This is a genomic window from Rothia sp. LK2588 (assembly GCF_040946465.1).
Lineage (GTDB): Bacteria > Actinomycetota > Actinomycetes > Actinomycetales > Micrococcaceae > Rothia.
The window spans coordinates 122,874-139,357 of the sequence record NZ_JAYWLS010000004.1; the positions used below are offsets into that span (position 1 = coordinate 122,874).

The following is a 16,484-nucleotide window of genomic DNA, read 5'->3' on the forward strand; positions in this document are numbered from 1 at the left end:
TCTACTGACGAGCTAGCGAACCAGTTTGCCTGCCAGGTACGAGGTGACCTGGTCCAGGCTCACACGCTCCTGAGCCATGGTGTCGCGTTCGCGGATCGTGACCGACTGATCTTCGAGGGTGTCGAAGTCGACGGTGATGCAGAACGGGGTGCCGATCTCGTCTTGACGGCGGTAGCGGCGACCGATAGCACCGGAGGTGTCGTAGTCGATGTTCCAGTTCTTGCGTAGTTCATTCGCCAGCTTCTCGGCGGTCGGAGTCAGCTCCGCCTTCTTCGACAGCGGCAGCACGGCGGCCTTGACCGGGGCCAGGCGCGGGTCGAGCTTGAGCACGGTGCGCTTGTCGACGCCGCCCTTGGTATTGGGTGCTTCATCTTCGACGTAGGCGTCGACCAAGAAAGCCATCATCGAGCGGGTCAGGCCGAAGGAGGGTTCGATGACGTAGGGAACGTAGCGTTCACCGGATGCCTGGTCGAAGTACTCGAGTTTGGTGTTGGAGTGTTCGTTGTGCACACCGAGATCGTAGTTGGTTCGGTTGGCCACGCCCATCAGCTCGCCCCAGGGGTTGCCCTGGAAGCCGAAGTTGTATTCGAGGTCGATGGTGCCGTCGGAGTAGTGCGCGCGGTCTTCTGCCGGCACGTCGAACTTACGCATGTTGTCGGGATTGATACCGAGGTCAACAAACCAGTTCCAGCAGTCCTCGACCCACTGGTCGAAGTGCTGCTGCGCCTCGGAGGGGTGCACGAAGTATTCGATCTCCATCTGCTCGAACTCGCGGGTGCGGAAGATGAAGTTACCGGGGGTGATCTCGTTGCGGAAGGCCTTACCGATCTGGCCGATACCGAACGGAGGCTTCTGGCGGGAGGCGGTGACCACGTTGTTGAAGTTCACGAAGATGCCCTGAGCGGTCTCGGGGCGCAGGAAGTGCAGGCCCTCTTCGTTATCGACCGGGCCAAGGAAAGTCTTCATCAGACCGGAGAAGTTCTGCGGTTCGGTCCACTGGCCTTTGGTGCCGCACTTGGGGCAGTTGATGTCTGCCATGCCGTTCTCCGGCTCTTTACCGTGCTTCTCTTCGTAGGCCTCGATGAGGTGGTCCTGGCGCAGGCGGGTGTGACACGAGAGGCATTCCACCAGCGGGTCGGTGAAGGTCGCCACGTGGCCCGAGGCCTCCCAGACCTGCTTGGGCAGGATGACCGAGGAGTCGAGGCCGACCATGTCCATGCGGGAGCGCACGAAGGTCTGCCACCACTGCTGGCGGATATTTTCTTTTAGTTCGGCACCGAGCGGGCCGTAGTCCCACGCGGAGCGGGTACCACCGTAGATTTCACCCGCCTGGAACACGAAGCCGCGGCGCTTGGCCAGGGTGATGACGTTGTCGAGTGTGGACTTAGCTGCCATGGTGTCTCCTCATTGCCCCGCCGCTGGATGCGACGTGCTGGGGTTTGGTGTTCGTTAGCGCGCGCACCCATCACACGGGGTGCGTCTCACCAGATTACCGTAACCGCACGCCGCGTCGTTATCCCGGGCAGTGCGCCGTATCGCGGGTGCGGGGCAGCCCACTAGACTGAGAGCATGAGTGAAGTTGAAGAAGTGTTTATTCGCGACGAGTCCATCCGACTGGGCCAATTCCTGAAACTGGCGAATATGGTCGAGAACGGGGTGCACGCCCGCGAGGTCATCCAGGACGGCCTGGTGCAGGTCAACGGAGAGATAGAAGAAGCCCGGGGCAAACAATTGCACCCGGGCGATGAAGTCACCTTCGACGGCGTCAGCCTCAAAGTAGCGACCGACGCCGTCTAGGGACGGTTAGACGTTGTTGCGCTCCTTGAACCGCTTGATCACGGTGGCCAGGAGCACCAGCGCCATCAGCGTGTAGATGGTCAAGGTGATCGGGCCCGCGATCAACACGGAGGCGTCGCCGTCTGCGGCAGTCAGCGCATCACGGACGCTGGTTTCGGCCAGCGGCCCCAGCACCATGCCGATGATCAGCGGGGCCAGCGGGTAGTCGTTCATTCTCATCAAGAATCCGATCACGCCGATGGCCAACACGATCAGCAGGTCGAAGATCGAGTTAGAAACCGCGTAAATACCCAGGCCGCAGAAGACGGTGATCCCCGCGTAGAGGTAGTGGTGCGGGATCAGCAACAGTTTCGCCCAGACCATGGCGAAGGGCAGGTTCACGGCCAGCAGCACCACCATGGCGATGAAGAAGCTGGCCAGCAGCGCCCAGACGAGTTCCGGAGCGCGCTCGAAGAGCAGCGGGCCGGGTTGCAGACCGTACTGACGGAACGCCCCGAGCATGATCGCTGCGGTAGCCGAGATCGGCAACCCCAGAGCCAACAACGCGCCCATGGCCATGCCCGTGGTCGCGTTACCAGCCGCTTCCGGGGCGGCCAGGCCGCGGATCGCACCCGTTCCGAAGCGCGGGGTGGCGCGGCGGGCGTCCAGCTTGCGCTCGGCGCCGTAGGCCAGGAAGGTCGGGATGTCGGCGCCACCGGCGGGAATCGCGCCGAAGGGCAAACCGATCAGGGTGCCGCGTAACCAGGCCGGTGCGGCCTCTTTAATCTCAGCTCGGGAGAGCCAGGGGCGCCCCTGCGGGCGAATCATCCGCCCGGATTGGTGATGACGCGCGATCGCGGCCTGATGAATCACCTCGCCCAGCGCCAGCACCGCCACGGTCACCGTCACCAGTGAGATCCCGTCGAAGAGGTGGGTCGAACCCATCGTGAAGCGGGGCACGCCCGTGACCGCATCGATACCGATCACCGCGATACCCAGGCCAAACAACAGGGATAGCAGTCCCTTAATCGCCGAGTCGGTGACCACAGAAGAAGTAGCGACGAAAGCGAACAGCGCCAGAGCGAAATACTCGGCAGGGCCGAAGTTGGTCGAGAACTCGGCCAACAGCGGAGCGAAGAACACCACCACGATGGACGAGATGAACCCGCCGATGAACGCGCCAATGGCGGCCACCGCGAGCGCCTGCGCGGCGCGTCCTGATTTCGCCATGCGGTGCCCCTCATAGGTGGAGGCGATCGCCGAGGCCTGCCCCGGGGTGTTCATGAGGATGCCCATGGTCGAATCCCCGAAGAGACCGCCGAAGTAGACGCCCGAGAACATGATGAACGCGGCAGTCGGGTCCAGTGCGAAGGTCACCGGCAGGAGCAGGGCCACGGCCATTGACGAGCCGAGCCCGGGTATCACGCCCACGGCCGTGCCAAGCAGACAGCCCAGTAGCACCCAGAAGAGGTTCGAGAGCGTCAGCGCGTGGCTGAAACCTTCCATGAGAAGCTGCAGCGATTCCATTTAGAATCCCCCTCCCAGAATGCCCGAGGGCAGCGAGAGCCCCAAGACCATGTCGAAGACGATGTACGCGAACGAGCTCACCGTCAACCCGATGACCAACGTCAAGACGGGGCGGTGTGCGCCGAAGCCGCGGGCGACCAGCCAGAACAGCAGGCCGGCGGCGATCACCCAGCCGAGGAATTTCAGGGACAGCGTAAAGAAGAGAAATCCGCCGATGGTCCAGCCCAGCGAGGCCACGTCGATGCGATGCGTGGGCTGGGCCGCGCCGATCATGATCGGGGCGGTGTATTCGGAGACCTGTTCTTCGACCTGCTCCCGGTTGATCTTTTGAACGTGGGCGCGGCGGAAGATGTCTGCGATATCGAGGGCGGAGAAGATCACCAAACCGGCTGTGATGATCGCCGGGAAGAACCGCGGGCCGGGGAAGGCGGCTGAGTCAGGAACCTCCATGGCGGCAATCCCCCAGCCCAGATATGCGGCGAAGGCGAGCATGACGGCGGGCATCAAAAGCTCACGCCAAATCACGACTTTCTGATGATGAACGGGAATATTCGGTGCGCTCACAGTCCCAGCTCCTCGTTGAGTTTCGCGATCCGGTCGTGTTCGTCTTTCAAGAATTGTTGCAGGTCATCACCCATGATGAGGTTCTCGTTCCAGTGGTAGCGGGAGATGGCTTCGTCCCACTCCGGGGTGTTGACGGTGTCGCGGACGATTGATTCCAGTTGCGATTTTTCCTCGGCGCTGATGCCACCGGGAGCCGCAATCAACCGCCAGTTCGTGAGCGTGACGTCCACACCCTGTTCAACGGTGGTGGGGATGTCCACGCCTTCGGGGCGTTCTTTGGAGACCAGTGCCAGCGCGCGCAGGCGACCGGCTTCAATCTGGTCGATGGTGTCGGGGTAACCGCTGGCGGAGACCTGTGCGGTGCCGTTGAGTAACGCCGCCGTGGCTTCGCCGCCGCCGTCGGAGCTGACGTAAATCATGTCGTCGGGGCTGATGCCGTTGGCGATGGCCATTTCGGCGGTCACCAGCCGGTCGAAGGAGCCGCCGCCGGTCCAGGGCACCTTCGAGGGATCTTTCTTCCAGGCGGCCATCAGATCGTCGAGGGTCTTATAGGGTGAGTTCGCCGGCACCACGATGACGTCCATCTCTTCGACGGTGACGGCCAGGGGCGTGACGTCCTCATAGGTGACCTCGCTGTCGTACTGGATGGACGCCGCAAGCTGGCCGGTTCCGCCCACCATCAGGTTCTGCGGTTGGCCGGAGAGGTTGCCGAGGTTGTTCAGCGCGATGGTGCCTCCGGCGCCGGGCATGTTGATGACCTGGATGTTATTGACGATGGAGTGAGCCCGCTGGGCCTGCTGCATTTCTCGCGCGACGGTATCCCACCCACCGCCGGCGGCCGCCGGGGCGACGATGGTCAGCGACGAGGTCAGGCTGGTGCCCTCGTCCGCCGCTCGCACTGATCCGACCGTGGCGGTTCCGATCGCTGCTACCGCGACGAGTGCGCCAAGGGTTTTGAGTATTTTCGATTGGGGTTTTGAGATACGTATCCCCTGAGTTTCTGGGGACATCGTGTGCAGTGAATTGTGATCTGGCACGGGTATTGTCCTCTGATGTGTATGAACGGTGAGGTGTGAGACAGCCTACCCATGCCAGTATTCCCTGTCACATTTTTCTCGTCATATGACGTTATTGCTGGTGCACCCGAGTCAGGAACTCCGCCACGTCCCGCATCTCCTCGGCGTTGATCGAGTGTTGCAGACCGGGGTAAACCTTGGTCTCCGCCTGGGCGTGGGAGGGCAACCAGCGCTCGGTAAATTCCACGAGGGACTCCGTGATGATCGGATCGGCGTCGCCGCGGCCGTAAAAGACCGGCAACTGCGCCTGCGCCAATTCGTCATCGCGGAAGTAGTCTGAGTCATCGGGCACGGCATACCCGGAAAGACCCACGATGGCGCTGGGCAGGGAGGGGGTGCGGCGGGCCAGACTGGTGGCCATCGCCATGCCCTGCGAGAAACCGAGCAGGGTGACGGAACGGTAGGTGTCTGCCACCGAAGAGAGAAATTCCTCGAGATAATCGGTGGCCAAGCGAATAGCGTGAAACTCCGTATTCAGTGAGCGATCCAGGGGATACCACTGGTAACCGAAGGCCGCACCGGGGATCGCCGCGCTGCTGGCCGTGGCCGGGAGCGTGGCGCCGACCGGTTGCGGGGCGCGCATCGCGGCATAGGTGAAGCCCTTGGCGGGCAGATAGGGAACCAGACCGAGCAGGTCGCGCTCGTTGGAACCGTAACCGTGCAGCATCAACACCAGGTGGCTGTCTTCCCGTTCCTCAGGGCGGTTGGCATATTCAACGAGGTGTTCCATGGCGCTCCTTAAATCCGGTGATAGTGCCTTAAAACTACAACATAAGCCCGGAGGCTATGCACCTCACAAGTATCCGCCCCGCTCACTCGTCCAGTGCCGCCACCGCCGCCTGTAGCACCGCCTTGACCTGTCCCGATTCGATCAAGAACCCGTCGTGCCCCGAGGGCGAGTTGATCAGGATGGCCTCGGTCGGATCGGGCAGGGCGGCGGCCAACACCACAGACTCCGAGGGGTAGAACAACCGGTCGGAATCCACCGCGGCGATCGTCCAGCGACACTGCGAGTGCGCCATCGCCTGCCGCAGGCTCCCCCGGCCGCGGGTCACGTCGTGGCTGCGTAAAATCCCGTTGATCACCAGATAGCTGTTGGCGTCGAAGCGGTCGGTGATTTTGCGCGCGTGGTGGTCGAGGTAAGACTCGACCTTAAACCGGCCCCGCTCCCCTCGCGTCATCGGGCAGGTCAGCGGGCTCTCGAGGTCTTGCGCCTCGCGTCCAAAGCGATGGTGCAGCTCCGCCGCAGAACGGTAGGTGGTGTGCGCGATGCGGCGTGCCAGCCCCAACCCCTCAGTAGGCGGGCGACCGTCGTAGTAGTCACCCCCGGCGAAGTTCGGATCCATCGTGATCGCGTAGTCCTGCGCCTGCGCCCAGGCCAGTTGGTCTGCGGTGGCAGACGGGCCGGAGGCGATGACCGCGCAGGACGCCACTGCCTCCGGATACATCAACGCCCACTCGAGAGCGCGCATGCCGCCCAGAGAACCACCGACCACCAGCTGAAAACGCTCGATACCCAGCATCTGCGCCAGCTTTTTCTCGGCTACCACGGTGTCGCGCACTGTCAGTCGAGGGAATCGTGACCCCCAGGGGCGACGGTTCGGGTCCACCGAGGAGGGCGCGGGGGACGACGGCCCGGTGGAACCGTAACAACCTCCCAGGATATTCGGGGCCACCACGAAGTAGCGGTCGGTGTCGATCACGCACCCCGGCCCCACGGTGCCTTCCCACCATCCGGGCGCTGCCGCCTGCACCGCGGTGCACAGGTCTGTATCGGGCCCGACCCTGCCCGAGGAGACATGAGTGTCTCCGGTTAAGGCGTGCAGAACCAGCACCGCGTTGGAGGCATCTTCGTTCAACCGTCCCCAGGTTTCGAAGGCGATCGTCACCTCGGGTAGCACCGCACCCGACTCGAGGGGCACCTCACCCACCTGGGCAAAATCCAAGACACCGTCGTCGCGAACGGCCTTCTTCTCAACCAACAGCTGTGCAGACATGAAACTCCTGGAATGGGTTCGGATCGAATACGCGGTGCAGATCGTTAGCGGCCGATGGTGGCGAAGCCGCGGCGCAGATCATCGAGGATGTCATCGATGTGTTCGATACCCACCGACAACCGCACGAAAGCGGGGTTGATGCCGAGGGCCAACAGTTCCTCCTCACTGGCTTGCGAGTGCGTCGTGGAGGCCGGATGTACCGCCAGCGAGCGCACATCACCGATATTGACCAACAAGGAGTGCAGGGTGAGCGCATTGACGAAGGCCTGTGCGATGTCGGCGTCAGCGTCCTTGATCGTGAATCCCAGCACCGCACCGGGGCCGTTGGGGATGTATTTCTGGGCCAGCTCGAAGTACGGGGAGGACGGCAGCCCCGCCCATTGCACCGACTCCACCGCCTCGTGCGCCTCAAGGAATTCGGCGACTCGGCGAGTGTTTTCGATGTGGCGTTCGACCCGCAGCGAGAGGGTCTCCAGGCCGATGGCGATATTGAAGGCGTTGGTCGGCGAGATAGACGACCCCAGGTCGCGTAGCAACGAGACGCGCGCCTTCAGGATGTAGGAGAGGTTGACCCCGAACACTCCCTCCGCGCCGAGATCGCGACCGTAGACCAACCCGTTGTATCCCTCATCGGGAGTATTGAATTGCGGATACTTCTCGGGGTCCCGCGTGTAGTCGAAGGTGCCGGCGTCCACGATCACGCCGCCCACGGAGGTGCCGTGACCGCCCAAGTACTTGGTGGCCGAGTGCACCACCACGTCGGCGCCGAACGCGATGGGGTTCAGTAGGAACGGGGTGGGGATGGTGTTGTCGACGATGAGCGGCACCCCGGCGGCGTGCGCGACGGCGGCAATCGGCTCGATATCGAGCACGTCCCCGCGCGGGTTCGGCAGGGTTTCCCCGAAGAACGCCTTGGTGTTCGGGCGCACCGCGTTCTTCCAGTCGTCGATGTTGCCAGGGTCGTGCACGAAGGTGACCTCGATGCCTAGGTTCTTCAGGGTGTACTTCAGCAGGTTGTACGAGCCTCCGTAGAGCGACGGAGAGGCGACGATGTGATCACCGGCGCCTGCGATGTTGAGGATCGCGAAGGTAGTCGCGGCCTGACCCGAGGCCAGCAACAGGGCACCGACACCGCCTTCGAGGGCAGCGATACGGTTTTCGACGGCCTCCTGAGTGGGGTTATTGATGCGGGTATAAATAGGTCCCAATTCCTTCAAAGCGAAACGTTGCGCCGCCTGCTCGGAGTCGTCAAAAACGAAGGACGTCGTCTGGTAGATTGGCAGGGCCCGGGCACCGGTTGCCGGATCGGGGCTTTGACCGGCGTGGATCTGTTGAGTCTCGAATCGCCAACCCGAGGGGTTCTCGGGGTTCGGGACGGTGGTCTGAGGTTGAGTGTTCATCGTTGCTCCCAGTGAACTCGTTGGGGCCGCATGCCTCACACCTCGGGTGTACCGGAGAGGAGCTTGATGGATGCACTACTTCCAGCAGACGCAAAGGCTGGGGGCATCGGTCCCGCGCTTGCGCAATACTTTTGCATTACGCCTGGTCTTCACCCAGGGCACCCCACCGCGAGTGGAGGGTTGCCGGCCAGCAAGCTGGGGCTTTTCGCTGGCTCTCATGACCTAAAACTCATCTTATCCAGCCCGGTAGAGCGGCGAGCAAGAGATTAAACTTTATTGCGCCGGCGTGAAATTCGCTGTTCATATTTCTTCATCTAGCCTCGGGTGGCCATCGTCACTCCAGGTTTGCATGATGAGCTCGCGTTAGTTTCGTATGAGTAGGCCAAACGTCCTCAGTGCACAACAGGTGTAGCGAAACTACACTAGAGCTGGTGAGTGAAACGCTCAGGTCGAGGTTCAGGCCAGGGTATTGCTCCCGCGCTCGCAGATTTGTCATGACCGTCCATGAAGGAGACTGCCTAATGACCCCCGTTGTTCCTCCTCGCCCCCATTCGATCCCGACTGAGCGTAGCCATCACGGAGATTCCTTTTCAGACCCCTTCGAGTGGCTCCGCGACAAGGAAAACCCGGAGGTCATCGAGTACCTGAAGGCCGAGAACGAATTCACCACGGCTCAGACCGCCGCGCAGGATGAGTTGCGGCAGACCATTTTCGAGGAGATCAAGGGCCGGGTGCAAGAGACGGATCTGTCGGTGCCCACCCGTATCGGCCAGTGGTGGTACTACTCCCGTACGGTCGAGGGTGAACAGTACCCGGTCATGTGCCGCGTGGCCGCCGCCGAAGAGGGCAGCGTTCAGGAACGCTTTACTCCCCCGTTCATCGAGGCCGGGGTGCCGCTCGAGGGTGAGCAGGTGCTCTTGGACTGCAACGAGTTCGCCCGCGACCTCTCCTTCTTCTCGTTGGGCTCCTTTGATCCTTCCCTCGACGGGCAGCGTCTGACCTTCTCGGTAGACGACACCGGCGACGAACGCTACACCCAGTACGTCATGGACCTGCAGACCGGCCAGCTGCTGCCCGACCGCATCGAAGACATTTTCGCCGGGGCCTTCTTCACCCCCGACGCCACCCACATCGTCTACACGGTGGTCGACGATTCCTGGCGCCCCTACGAGATCCGGGTCCACGAGGTCGGCCAGCCCACCGCCGAAAACGATCGAGTGATCTACACCGAACAGGACGCCGCCCTGTGGCTGGAGGCGGCACTGTCGGAGGACCGCACGCACCTGGTGATCACCTCTTACTCCTCGGAGTTCTCAGAGATTCGGCTGTTGCCGGTGGGCCAGTGGTCTGCACCGGCGCAGGTAGTGATCGAGAAGGCTCAGCGGGTGCAGTACGCGGTCGAGCCGCTTTCCATTGGGGACCAACGCTGGGTCGTCATCGTGCACGATCACCAGGCGTTGAACTCCGAGATCGTGCTGGCCCCCTACCCCACCGGTGAGCCCTTTGAGACCTACCGGCAGTCGTGGATCAAGGTCATGCCGCATCGCAGCGAGACCCGTGTTGAGTCCGTCAGCTTCACCGCGACCCACCTGGTGGCCAGCGTCCGGCAAGATACTACGCTGAAGGTCTGCCTCACACCGCTGGAGGGCCTGCGCGGGTTACTGGCCGCTCCGTCCGGTGCGGGTGTGGAGTTCGCCGAACCCCACGGTTTCACCGAGGAGATCTATACCACCGCGGTCACGCACACCAGCATCGATTCCCCGGTAGTGCGGATGAGCTACACCTCGTGGGTCACGCCCCAGCAGGTCTACGATTACTACCCCGATACCGAAGAGCTGGTGTTGCGCCGGGCAACCCCGGTGCTCGGCGGGTACCGACCGGACGACTACACCGCGTACCGCATGTGGGCTCCTGCCGAGGACGGCACTATGATCCCCCTGTCGATCATCCACCGGGCTGATCTCGATAAGAGCCAACCTCACCCCGTACTGCAATACGGTTATGGGTCCTACGAGGCCTCGATGGATCCCTACTTCTCCTACGCTCGGCTCTCGTTGCTCGACCGAGGTGTGATCTACGTGGTGGCCCATATCCGCGGCGGCGGCGAGCTGGGCCGCGGATGGTACCAGGAGGGTAAGAAGCTTCAGAAGAAGAACACCTTCACCGACTTCGTGGCCGTCACTGATTTTCTGCGTGAGCAAGCATGGGTCGACGCCTCTCGGATCGTCATCGAGGGTGGTTCGGCCGGCGGGTTGTTGATCGGGGCCACGTTGAACTTGGCCCCCGAAAAGTATGCCGGCGCCATCGCCGAGGTGCCCTTCGTGGACGCGCTGACCACCATCCTCGACCCCGAGCTTCCCCTGTCTGCCCTGGAGTGGGAAGAGTGGGGTAATCCGATCACCGACCCGGATGTCTACCACTACATGAAGTCCTACTCCCCCTACGAAAACATCCGCCCGGTGAAGTACCCGCCGATCGTGGCCATCACCAGCCTGCACGACACCCGAGTTTTCTACGTGGAACCGGCAAAGTGGATCGCTAAACTGCGCGAAACCATCGACCCCGGTTCGCCGACGCCCCTGCTCAAGATCGAGATGGACGGCGGTCACGGCGGCGGATCGGGCCGCTACACCCGCTGGCGTGACACGGCGTGGGTGTACGCGTGGGCGCTCACCCAGCTCTCGGCGGCATAACGCCTCTTTCCCCAGGATCAACACACATCCCTCGCAGAGAAATTGGAATCCTTTATGCCTTTCCGAGAACGGTTGCTCCAGCCGGGAGAGATATTGACCGAGCTCCTGAGTAAACCGCCCTACCGAGAAATGTGGGGTCAATACGTGCAGCGGCGCCGGGGCAACGGCGTGAATGTGCGTGCCGTGGCCACGTTCATGGCCGGTGAGCTCTCGGACGCCGCGGGTCAGGAGATGAACCCGAGCCAGTTCAAGGACTCGGTGCGGCGGGCGCTGGCCGGTGAATTAGTCACCGACCGCACACTGAACCGCTTCATCGTGGCCTTTGGCTTCACCCCGCAAGAGACCCAGGATCTCTGGGTGTCATTGGTTTCGGCACGCAAGCGGGCGGGCTTATACCCCTCGCCCGATCTCGAGCTACCCTCGGATTCCAAGGCACCCAGTGACGATCGGGTCGTCTTGGCGCAGCAGATCATCCTGAACTGCGACGAGTACGGCCTAGGGCAGACCATGGACGTCACCGAAACCTACCTGGTCAAGCAGGATAATCTGACCCTGATTCGACCGGTGATCGAAGGCCACGAGTTGCAATTCGAGGTGCTTGAGGGCGGAGAGGTCACCGGCACCACCTCCGATACCACGTTGCGCATCCGCGATAAAGAGAGCGACATCGTCCGCGTCTATATCAAAACCCCGCGGCCGTTGCGCCGCGGAGAGATACACCGCACCCGCCTTCTCATTCACCTCACCGACACCCCGGAGAAAGATCAATCGATCAACTTCTTCCGGGTGGGTTCGCGCAACAACCCAAAATACGAGGTGACCACCATTATCCGTTTCAAGAAGGCCCCCGAATACATCACCCACTGCGTGTGGGATGAGCTGTTCGAACAACCGGTACTGGAGGAATATCTCACCCCCGGCCACACCCACTACTCGATGTACTACCCCATCATGGATCAGGCCTTCTGCGGTTTCCGGTGGCCGATCGTTACCCCTCCCGAAACCGAATAAAGCATCAGGACGCCTTAGAAGATGGAGGACCGTGTGACCACCCCTGACGAGCCCGCCGACGATCCCCGGGTATCCGCTACGCATAAGGCCAGCGAGTATTTGCGTTCCCTGCTGGCGGCGCCTCGCGCCAAAAAGATCTGGTGTAAGTACCTGCCCGAGAACATCTCACCCGATACCCAGGTGCTCAGTTATCGCGCCATCGCCCGCTCCATCTCGGCCTTCGAGAATCAGCGCTATGGGGTCGAAGACTCACCCAATCGATATAAAGACCGAGTGCGCCGGGCGATTATCGGTCAGCGACTCACCGCAGACACGGTGCAGCTCTTCGCCGAAACCTTCGACTTCAACCCGCAGCAAACCTCCCGCCTCTTGGGGCATCTCAGCGTCGCCAAGAGCAACCCGGAGAAGTCGCAGAAAGTTCAGAACCGTCCCGGCTACGAAATCACCAGCACCTTCAACGATTTCTTCTTCGATAGCCAACAGCGCGTGTACCGGTGTGAATGTTCCATGGTTATCCTGGCTGTCCAAGACGGGGTCGATTCGATGAAGGTGCTCCCCAGCAACGAGGTTCAGCGAATCAATTTATTGGAAGGGGGCACATGCTCCTGGAATGAGGTAGAACAGGTTTACTGTTTTCAGCTGGATTACCCGCTCAAAGCCCAAGAGGTCATGGCCATCCGCTACGAGCTGGAGCTTGATCCGACGGTCGAACAGGAAAACGGGTTACTTATGGTGCAATACATGATGCCGCGCCCAGCTAACTTCTTTCGGTTGATCTTTGACGACCCCGCGACGGCCCCCGAAGAGGTCATCGCCATTCGCGATGTGAAAGACAGCGATGGCTCCCCGATTCCCACGAGATTATCGATGCCCGTATACGAGGGGCGGTGTAGCCTGCACCTGGACACCATCTACCACGAAGACATTTACTTCTACGATCTGAAGGATCTCTAGTGCCAGGGCGCCGCAATAGACCCGACACCGGCGAACTGTTACGGAAATATGACACGTTCTGATGTGCGGAAACACCCTAAATCGCCAGGCGAGGCGGGCTGCGCTATAAGAGCGACAGATCATTACCTAGGATAATTACATCACTTGAAGAGCCTCGACTAAGGGTTCTTCGGAATGAGATGGTTGAGGATGCACAGTGGTTATCTGCATATACTCCCAACTCTCCACAAGTGATGCGGTAATAGATACTTAGGGCTTTTCTGGTGACCAAGTATCACGGTGTGAAGGCATCCCCAACCTTTCATACCAAAGAAGCCGGTAGGAACATCCCCAAGTTCCTACCGGCTTTCTTGTGCTCTAGGGCCGAGCGGGCGCGGCTGATTAGCCTTCTACGCCCAGCTTCTCCAAGATCAGCTCGCGGACGCGGGCGGCGTCTGCCTGGCCGCGGGTGGCCTTCATGACCTGTCCCACGACGGCACCAGCGGCCTGGACCTTACCGGCACGGATCTTCTCGGCGACGTCCGGCATAGCGGCCAACGCCTCGTCGACGGCGGTGTTGAGCGCGCCCTCGTCGGAGACCACCGCGAGGTTACGCTTCTCGACGATCTCGGCGGGAGTGCCCTCACCCTCCAGAACGAACTCGAGTACCTGCTTGGCGATCTTGTCGTTGATTTTCTTCGACTCGATCAGCTGGTTGAGCTCCACCACGGTCTGCGCGGTAGCACCGGTCTCGGTCAGCTCCACCTCGCGCTGCTTGGCCAGGCGGGCGATCTCGCCCATCCACCACTTGCGGGCGACGGCGGCCGATGCGCCGGCGGCAACGGTGGCTTCGATCGCGTCCAGCGCACCAGCGTTGAGGACGTCGCGGAACTCTTCGTCCGAGAAGCCCCACTCCCCCTGCAGGCGGCGGTTGCGCTGCGCCGGCATCTCGGGAAGCTGCGCACGCAGCGACTCGATCCACTCGGAGTCGGTCACCACGGGCACCAGGTCGGGCTCGAGGAAGTAGCGGTAATCATCGGCGTCCGACTTCGGACGGCCCGCGGTGGTCTCACGGGTGTCCTCGTGCCACATGCGGGTCTCCTGCACGATCTTCTCGCCGGCGTCGAGCACGGCGGCGTGGCGCTGGATCTCGTAGCGGACCGCGCGCTCCACCGAACGCAGCGAGTTCACGTTCTTGGTCTCGGTGCGGGTACCGAACTCGGTGGAACCCTTGGGCATGAGCGAAACGTTGGCGTCGCAACGCACATTGCCGCGTTCCATGCGGGCGTCCGAGATACCGAGGGCCTTGACGATCTCGCGGATAACCGCCACGTACTTCCGTGCCAGCTCAGGGGCGTTCTTGCCCGCGCCGACGATCGGGCGGGTCACGATCTCGATCAACGGCACGCCGGCACGGTTGTAGTCGACCAGTGAGAACTCCGCACCCTGGATGCGACCGGCCGAACCACCCATGTGGGTCAGTTTGCCGGCGTCTTCCTCCATGTGGGCGCGCTCGATCTCCACGGTGAAGACCGTGCCGTCTTCCAGCTCAATATCCAACGAACCGTTCTCGGCGATCGGGTCTTCGTACTGTGAGGTCTGGAAGTTCTTCGGAGTATCGGGGTAGAAGTAGTTCTTGCGCGCGAAGTGGCACTTCTCGGCGATGTCACAGCCCAGCGCGAGACCGAGCTTGATGGCCGACTCGACCGCTTTGCCGTTGACCACCGGAAGCACGCCGGGCAAGCCCAACGAGACCGGGGTGACGTTGGTGTTCGGGGTATCGCCAAACTCGTTGGGAGCGGCGTCGAACATTTTGGTGGCGGTGTTCAACTCCACGTGAACCTCGAAACCGAGTACGGGATCGTACTTCTCCATAGCCTCATCGAAGCTCAGGATTTCTTCGGTCATTACTTAACTCCCCCAAAATCAAAGTCACGAATCAGCGATTCGGTATCGGGCATGTTCTTCCAGATTGGTCCGCCCCACGCCTGGTTCAACGCGGCTTCTAGACCGGCGCCCACGCGGTAGAGGCGGGCGTCCTCGTGAGCGGGCGCGGTGAACTGGATGCCCACGGGCAGTCCGTCTTCTTCGGCCAAGCCAGCCGGCAGCGACAACGCCGGTACGCCGGCGAGGTTCACGGGCACGGTGGCGATATCACCCTTGTACATCGCCATCGGATCGGAGGACTCGTCGGTGCTGCCGATCTTGAAGGCGGTGGTCGGGGCGGTGGGCGAGACCAGAACGTCGCACTTCTCGAACGCGGCGGCATAGTCGCGCTGGATCAGGGTACGCACCTTCTGTGCCGAACCGTAGTAGGCGTCGTAGTAGCCGGCAGACAGGGCGTAGGTTCCCAGAATAATGCGGCGCTTAGCCTCGGCACCGAAACCGGCGGCGCGGGTCGCGGCCATCACGCGCTCGATGGTCATGGGGCCCTCTTCGGGAAGCACGCGAAGGCCGAAGCGCACGCCGTCGTACTTCGCCAGGTTCGAGGAGACCTCGGAAGACATGATGAGGTAGTAGGCGGCGATGGCTTCTTCAACGGTGGGCAGAGAAACCTCGATCAGCTCTGCACCGGCGGCCTCCAGGTACTTCAACGACTCGTTGAAGCGGTTGCACACACCAGGGGTGAACCCTTCGGAAGTCTGGTGCAGTTCCTTGATGACGCCCACGCGCAGGCCCTTGAGCCCGCCCTCGGCTGCACCGGCACGCGCCTGCTCAACGTAGGGGCCGACGGGGGTGTTCAACGAGGTGGAGTCCTTAGGGTCGTGGCCGGCAATGGCCTCGTGCAACAGCGCGGCGTCGAGCACGGTGCGGGTGCAGGGGCCGACCTGATCCAGCGAGGATGCCATGGCGATCACGCCGTAGCGGGAGATCGAACCGTAGGTCGGCTTCACGCCCACCGAACCGGTCACGGCCGCCGGCTGACGGATGGAGCCACCGGTGTCGGTGCCCAGCGCCAGCGGAGCCTGGAATCCGGCCACAGCGGCGGCGGAGCCACCACCGGATCCGCCGGGAATGCGGTCCAGGGCCCAGGGGTTGCGAGTGGGGCCGAACGCCGAGTGCTCGGTGGTGGATCCCATGGCGAACTCGTCGAGGTTCGTCTTACCCAAGATCGGCATGCGGGCGGCGCGCACCTTCTCGATGACGGTGCCGTCGTAGGGGCTCATCCAGCCTTCCAGCATGCGCGAGGCAGCGGTGGTGGGTTGACCCTTCGTGACGATGAGGTCCTTGATAGCGATCGGGACGCCGGCCAGCGCGGGAAGCTGCTCTCCGGCAGCACGCGCCTCGTCGACCGAGCGCGCTTCGGACAGGGCCTCTTCGGTATTGACGTGCAGAAAAGCGTTCAGACCGGACTTACCGGCGGCGCGGTTGCCGGCCTCGAGGGCCTCACCGTCGGTTGCGGCAATGCGGTCGAGGTGAGCCTGAGTTGCCTCGACGGAGGACACTTCACCGGCGACCATTTTCTCGGCCAGTTCAGCGGCGCTGAGCTTGAAGATTTCACTCATG

Annotated in this window: 13 protein-coding genes and 1 riboswitch; of the genes, 4 read left to right on the forward strand and 9 right to left on the reverse strand. The window is 62.2% G+C overall.

Features of this window, described 5'->3' with window-relative positions:
* Nucleotides 1-12 precede the first annotated feature (12 nt).
* Complete coding sequence (locus tag VVR12_RS09240; protein ID WP_368550935.1) at nucleotides 13-1,395, reverse strand: glycine--tRNA ligase; 1,383 nt, start codon at nucleotides 1,393-1,395, stop codon at nucleotides 13-15.
* A gap of 174 nt (nucleotides 1,396-1,569) precedes the next feature.
* Here VVR12_RS09240 and VVR12_RS09245 point away from each other — a divergent pair, with 174 nt between their 5' ends.
* A complete protein-coding gene (locus tag VVR12_RS09245; RefSeq protein ID WP_368550936.1) occupies nucleotides 1,570-1,797 on the forward strand; it encodes an RNA-binding S4 domain-containing protein in 228 nt (75 codons plus the stop codon).
* Between the two features lie 6 nt (nucleotides 1,798-1,803).
* Here the strand turns inward: VVR12_RS09245 and VVR12_RS09250 are convergent, their stop codons facing one another.
* The 6 genes from VVR12_RS09250 to VVR12_RS09275 all read right to left on the reverse strand — a co-directional run bounded on the left by VVR12_RS09250 (nucleotide 1,804) and on the right by VVR12_RS09275 (nucleotide 8,340).
* Nucleotides 1,804-3,303 (reverse strand): tripartite tricarboxylate transporter permease, encoded by a 1,500-nt coding sequence (locus VVR12_RS09250; protein ID WP_368550938.1) that lies wholly within the window; start codon nucleotides 3,301-3,303, stop codon nucleotides 1,804-1,806.
* Nucleotides 3,304-3,867 carry a tripartite tricarboxylate transporter TctB family protein gene (locus VVR12_RS09255; RefSeq protein ID WP_368550939.1) on the reverse strand — a complete coding sequence of 188 codons (564 nt, stop codon included), beginning with the start codon at nucleotides 3,865-3,867 and terminating at the stop codon, nucleotides 3,304-3,306.
* Nucleotides 3,864-4,904 carry a tripartite tricarboxylate transporter substrate binding protein gene (locus VVR12_RS09260; protein ID WP_368550941.1) on the reverse strand — a complete coding sequence of 347 codons (1,041 nt, stop codon included), beginning with the start codon at nucleotides 4,902-4,904 and terminating at the stop codon, nucleotides 3,864-3,866. The genes VVR12_RS09255 and VVR12_RS09260 overlap by 4 nt, the downstream gene beginning before the upstream one ends.
* A 91-nt stretch (nucleotides 4,905-4,995) precedes the next feature.
* The gene (locus VVR12_RS09265) at nucleotides 4,996-5,673 is read right to left on the reverse strand and encodes an alpha/beta hydrolase (RefSeq protein WP_368550942.1); all 678 of its coding nucleotides are present in this window, start codon (nucleotides 5,671-5,673) and stop codon (nucleotides 4,996-4,998) included.
* Between the two features lie 82 nt (nucleotides 5,674-5,755).
* The gene (locus VVR12_RS09270) at nucleotides 5,756-6,940 is read right to left on the reverse strand and encodes a homoserine O-acetyltransferase (protein WP_368550944.1); all 1,185 of its coding nucleotides are present in this window, start codon (nucleotides 6,938-6,940) and stop codon (nucleotides 5,756-5,758) included.
* Between the two features lie 44 nt (nucleotides 6,941-6,984).
* Nucleotides 6,985-8,340, reverse strand: coding sequence for an O-acetylhomoserine aminocarboxypropyltransferase/cysteine synthase family protein (locus VVR12_RS09275; RefSeq protein ID WP_368550945.1), 1,356 nt, complete (start codon nucleotides 8,338-8,340; stop codon nucleotides 6,985-6,987).
* 109 nt (nucleotides 8,341-8,449) lie between these two features.
* Nucleotides 8,450-8,563, reverse strand: a riboswitch (SAM riboswitch).
* Between the two features lie 298 nt (nucleotides 8,564-8,861).
* Here VVR12_RS09275 and VVR12_RS09280 point away from each other — a divergent pair.
* The 3 genes from VVR12_RS09280 (at nucleotide 8,862) to VVR12_RS09290 (ending at nucleotide 12,998) form a co-directional block, all read left to right on the forward strand.
* The gene (locus tag VVR12_RS09280; RefSeq protein ID WP_368550947.1) at nucleotides 8,862-11,033 is read left to right on the forward strand and encodes a S9 family peptidase; all 2,172 of its coding nucleotides are present in this window, start codon (nucleotides 8,862-8,864) and stop codon (nucleotides 11,031-11,033) included.
* A 93-nt stretch (nucleotides 11,034-11,126) separates the two neighbouring features.
* On the forward strand, nucleotides 11,127-12,044 hold the full coding sequence (locus VVR12_RS09285; RefSeq protein ID WP_368550949.1) for a hypothetical protein: 918 nt from the start codon (nucleotides 11,127-11,129) through the stop codon (nucleotides 12,042-12,044).
* Nucleotides 12,045-12,077: 33 nt separating this feature from the next.
* Nucleotides 12,078-12,998, forward strand: a complete 921-nt coding sequence (locus tag VVR12_RS09290; protein ID WP_368550951.1) for a hypothetical protein — start codon at nucleotides 12,078-12,080, stop codon at nucleotides 12,996-12,998.
* Nucleotides 12,999-13,379: 381 nt separating this feature from the next.
* On the opposite strand, the gene gatB is transcribed toward VVR12_RS09290, so the two are convergent.
* Both gatB and gatA read right to left on the reverse strand, forming a co-directional pair.
* A complete protein-coding gene (gatB, locus tag VVR12_RS09295) occupies nucleotides 13,380-14,885 on the reverse strand; it encodes an Asp-tRNA(Asn)/Glu-tRNA(Gln) amidotransferase subunit GatB (RefSeq protein WP_368550952.1) in 1,506 nt (501 codons plus the stop codon).
* On the reverse strand, nucleotides 14,885-16,483 hold the full coding sequence (gatA, locus tag VVR12_RS09300) for an Asp-tRNA(Asn)/Glu-tRNA(Gln) amidotransferase subunit GatA (protein ID WP_368550953.1): 1,599 nt from the start codon (nucleotides 16,481-16,483) through the stop codon (nucleotides 14,885-14,887). Before gatA ends, gatB begins: the two co-directional genes overlap by 1 nt.
* Between the last annotated feature and the right edge of the window lies 1 nt (nucleotide 16,484).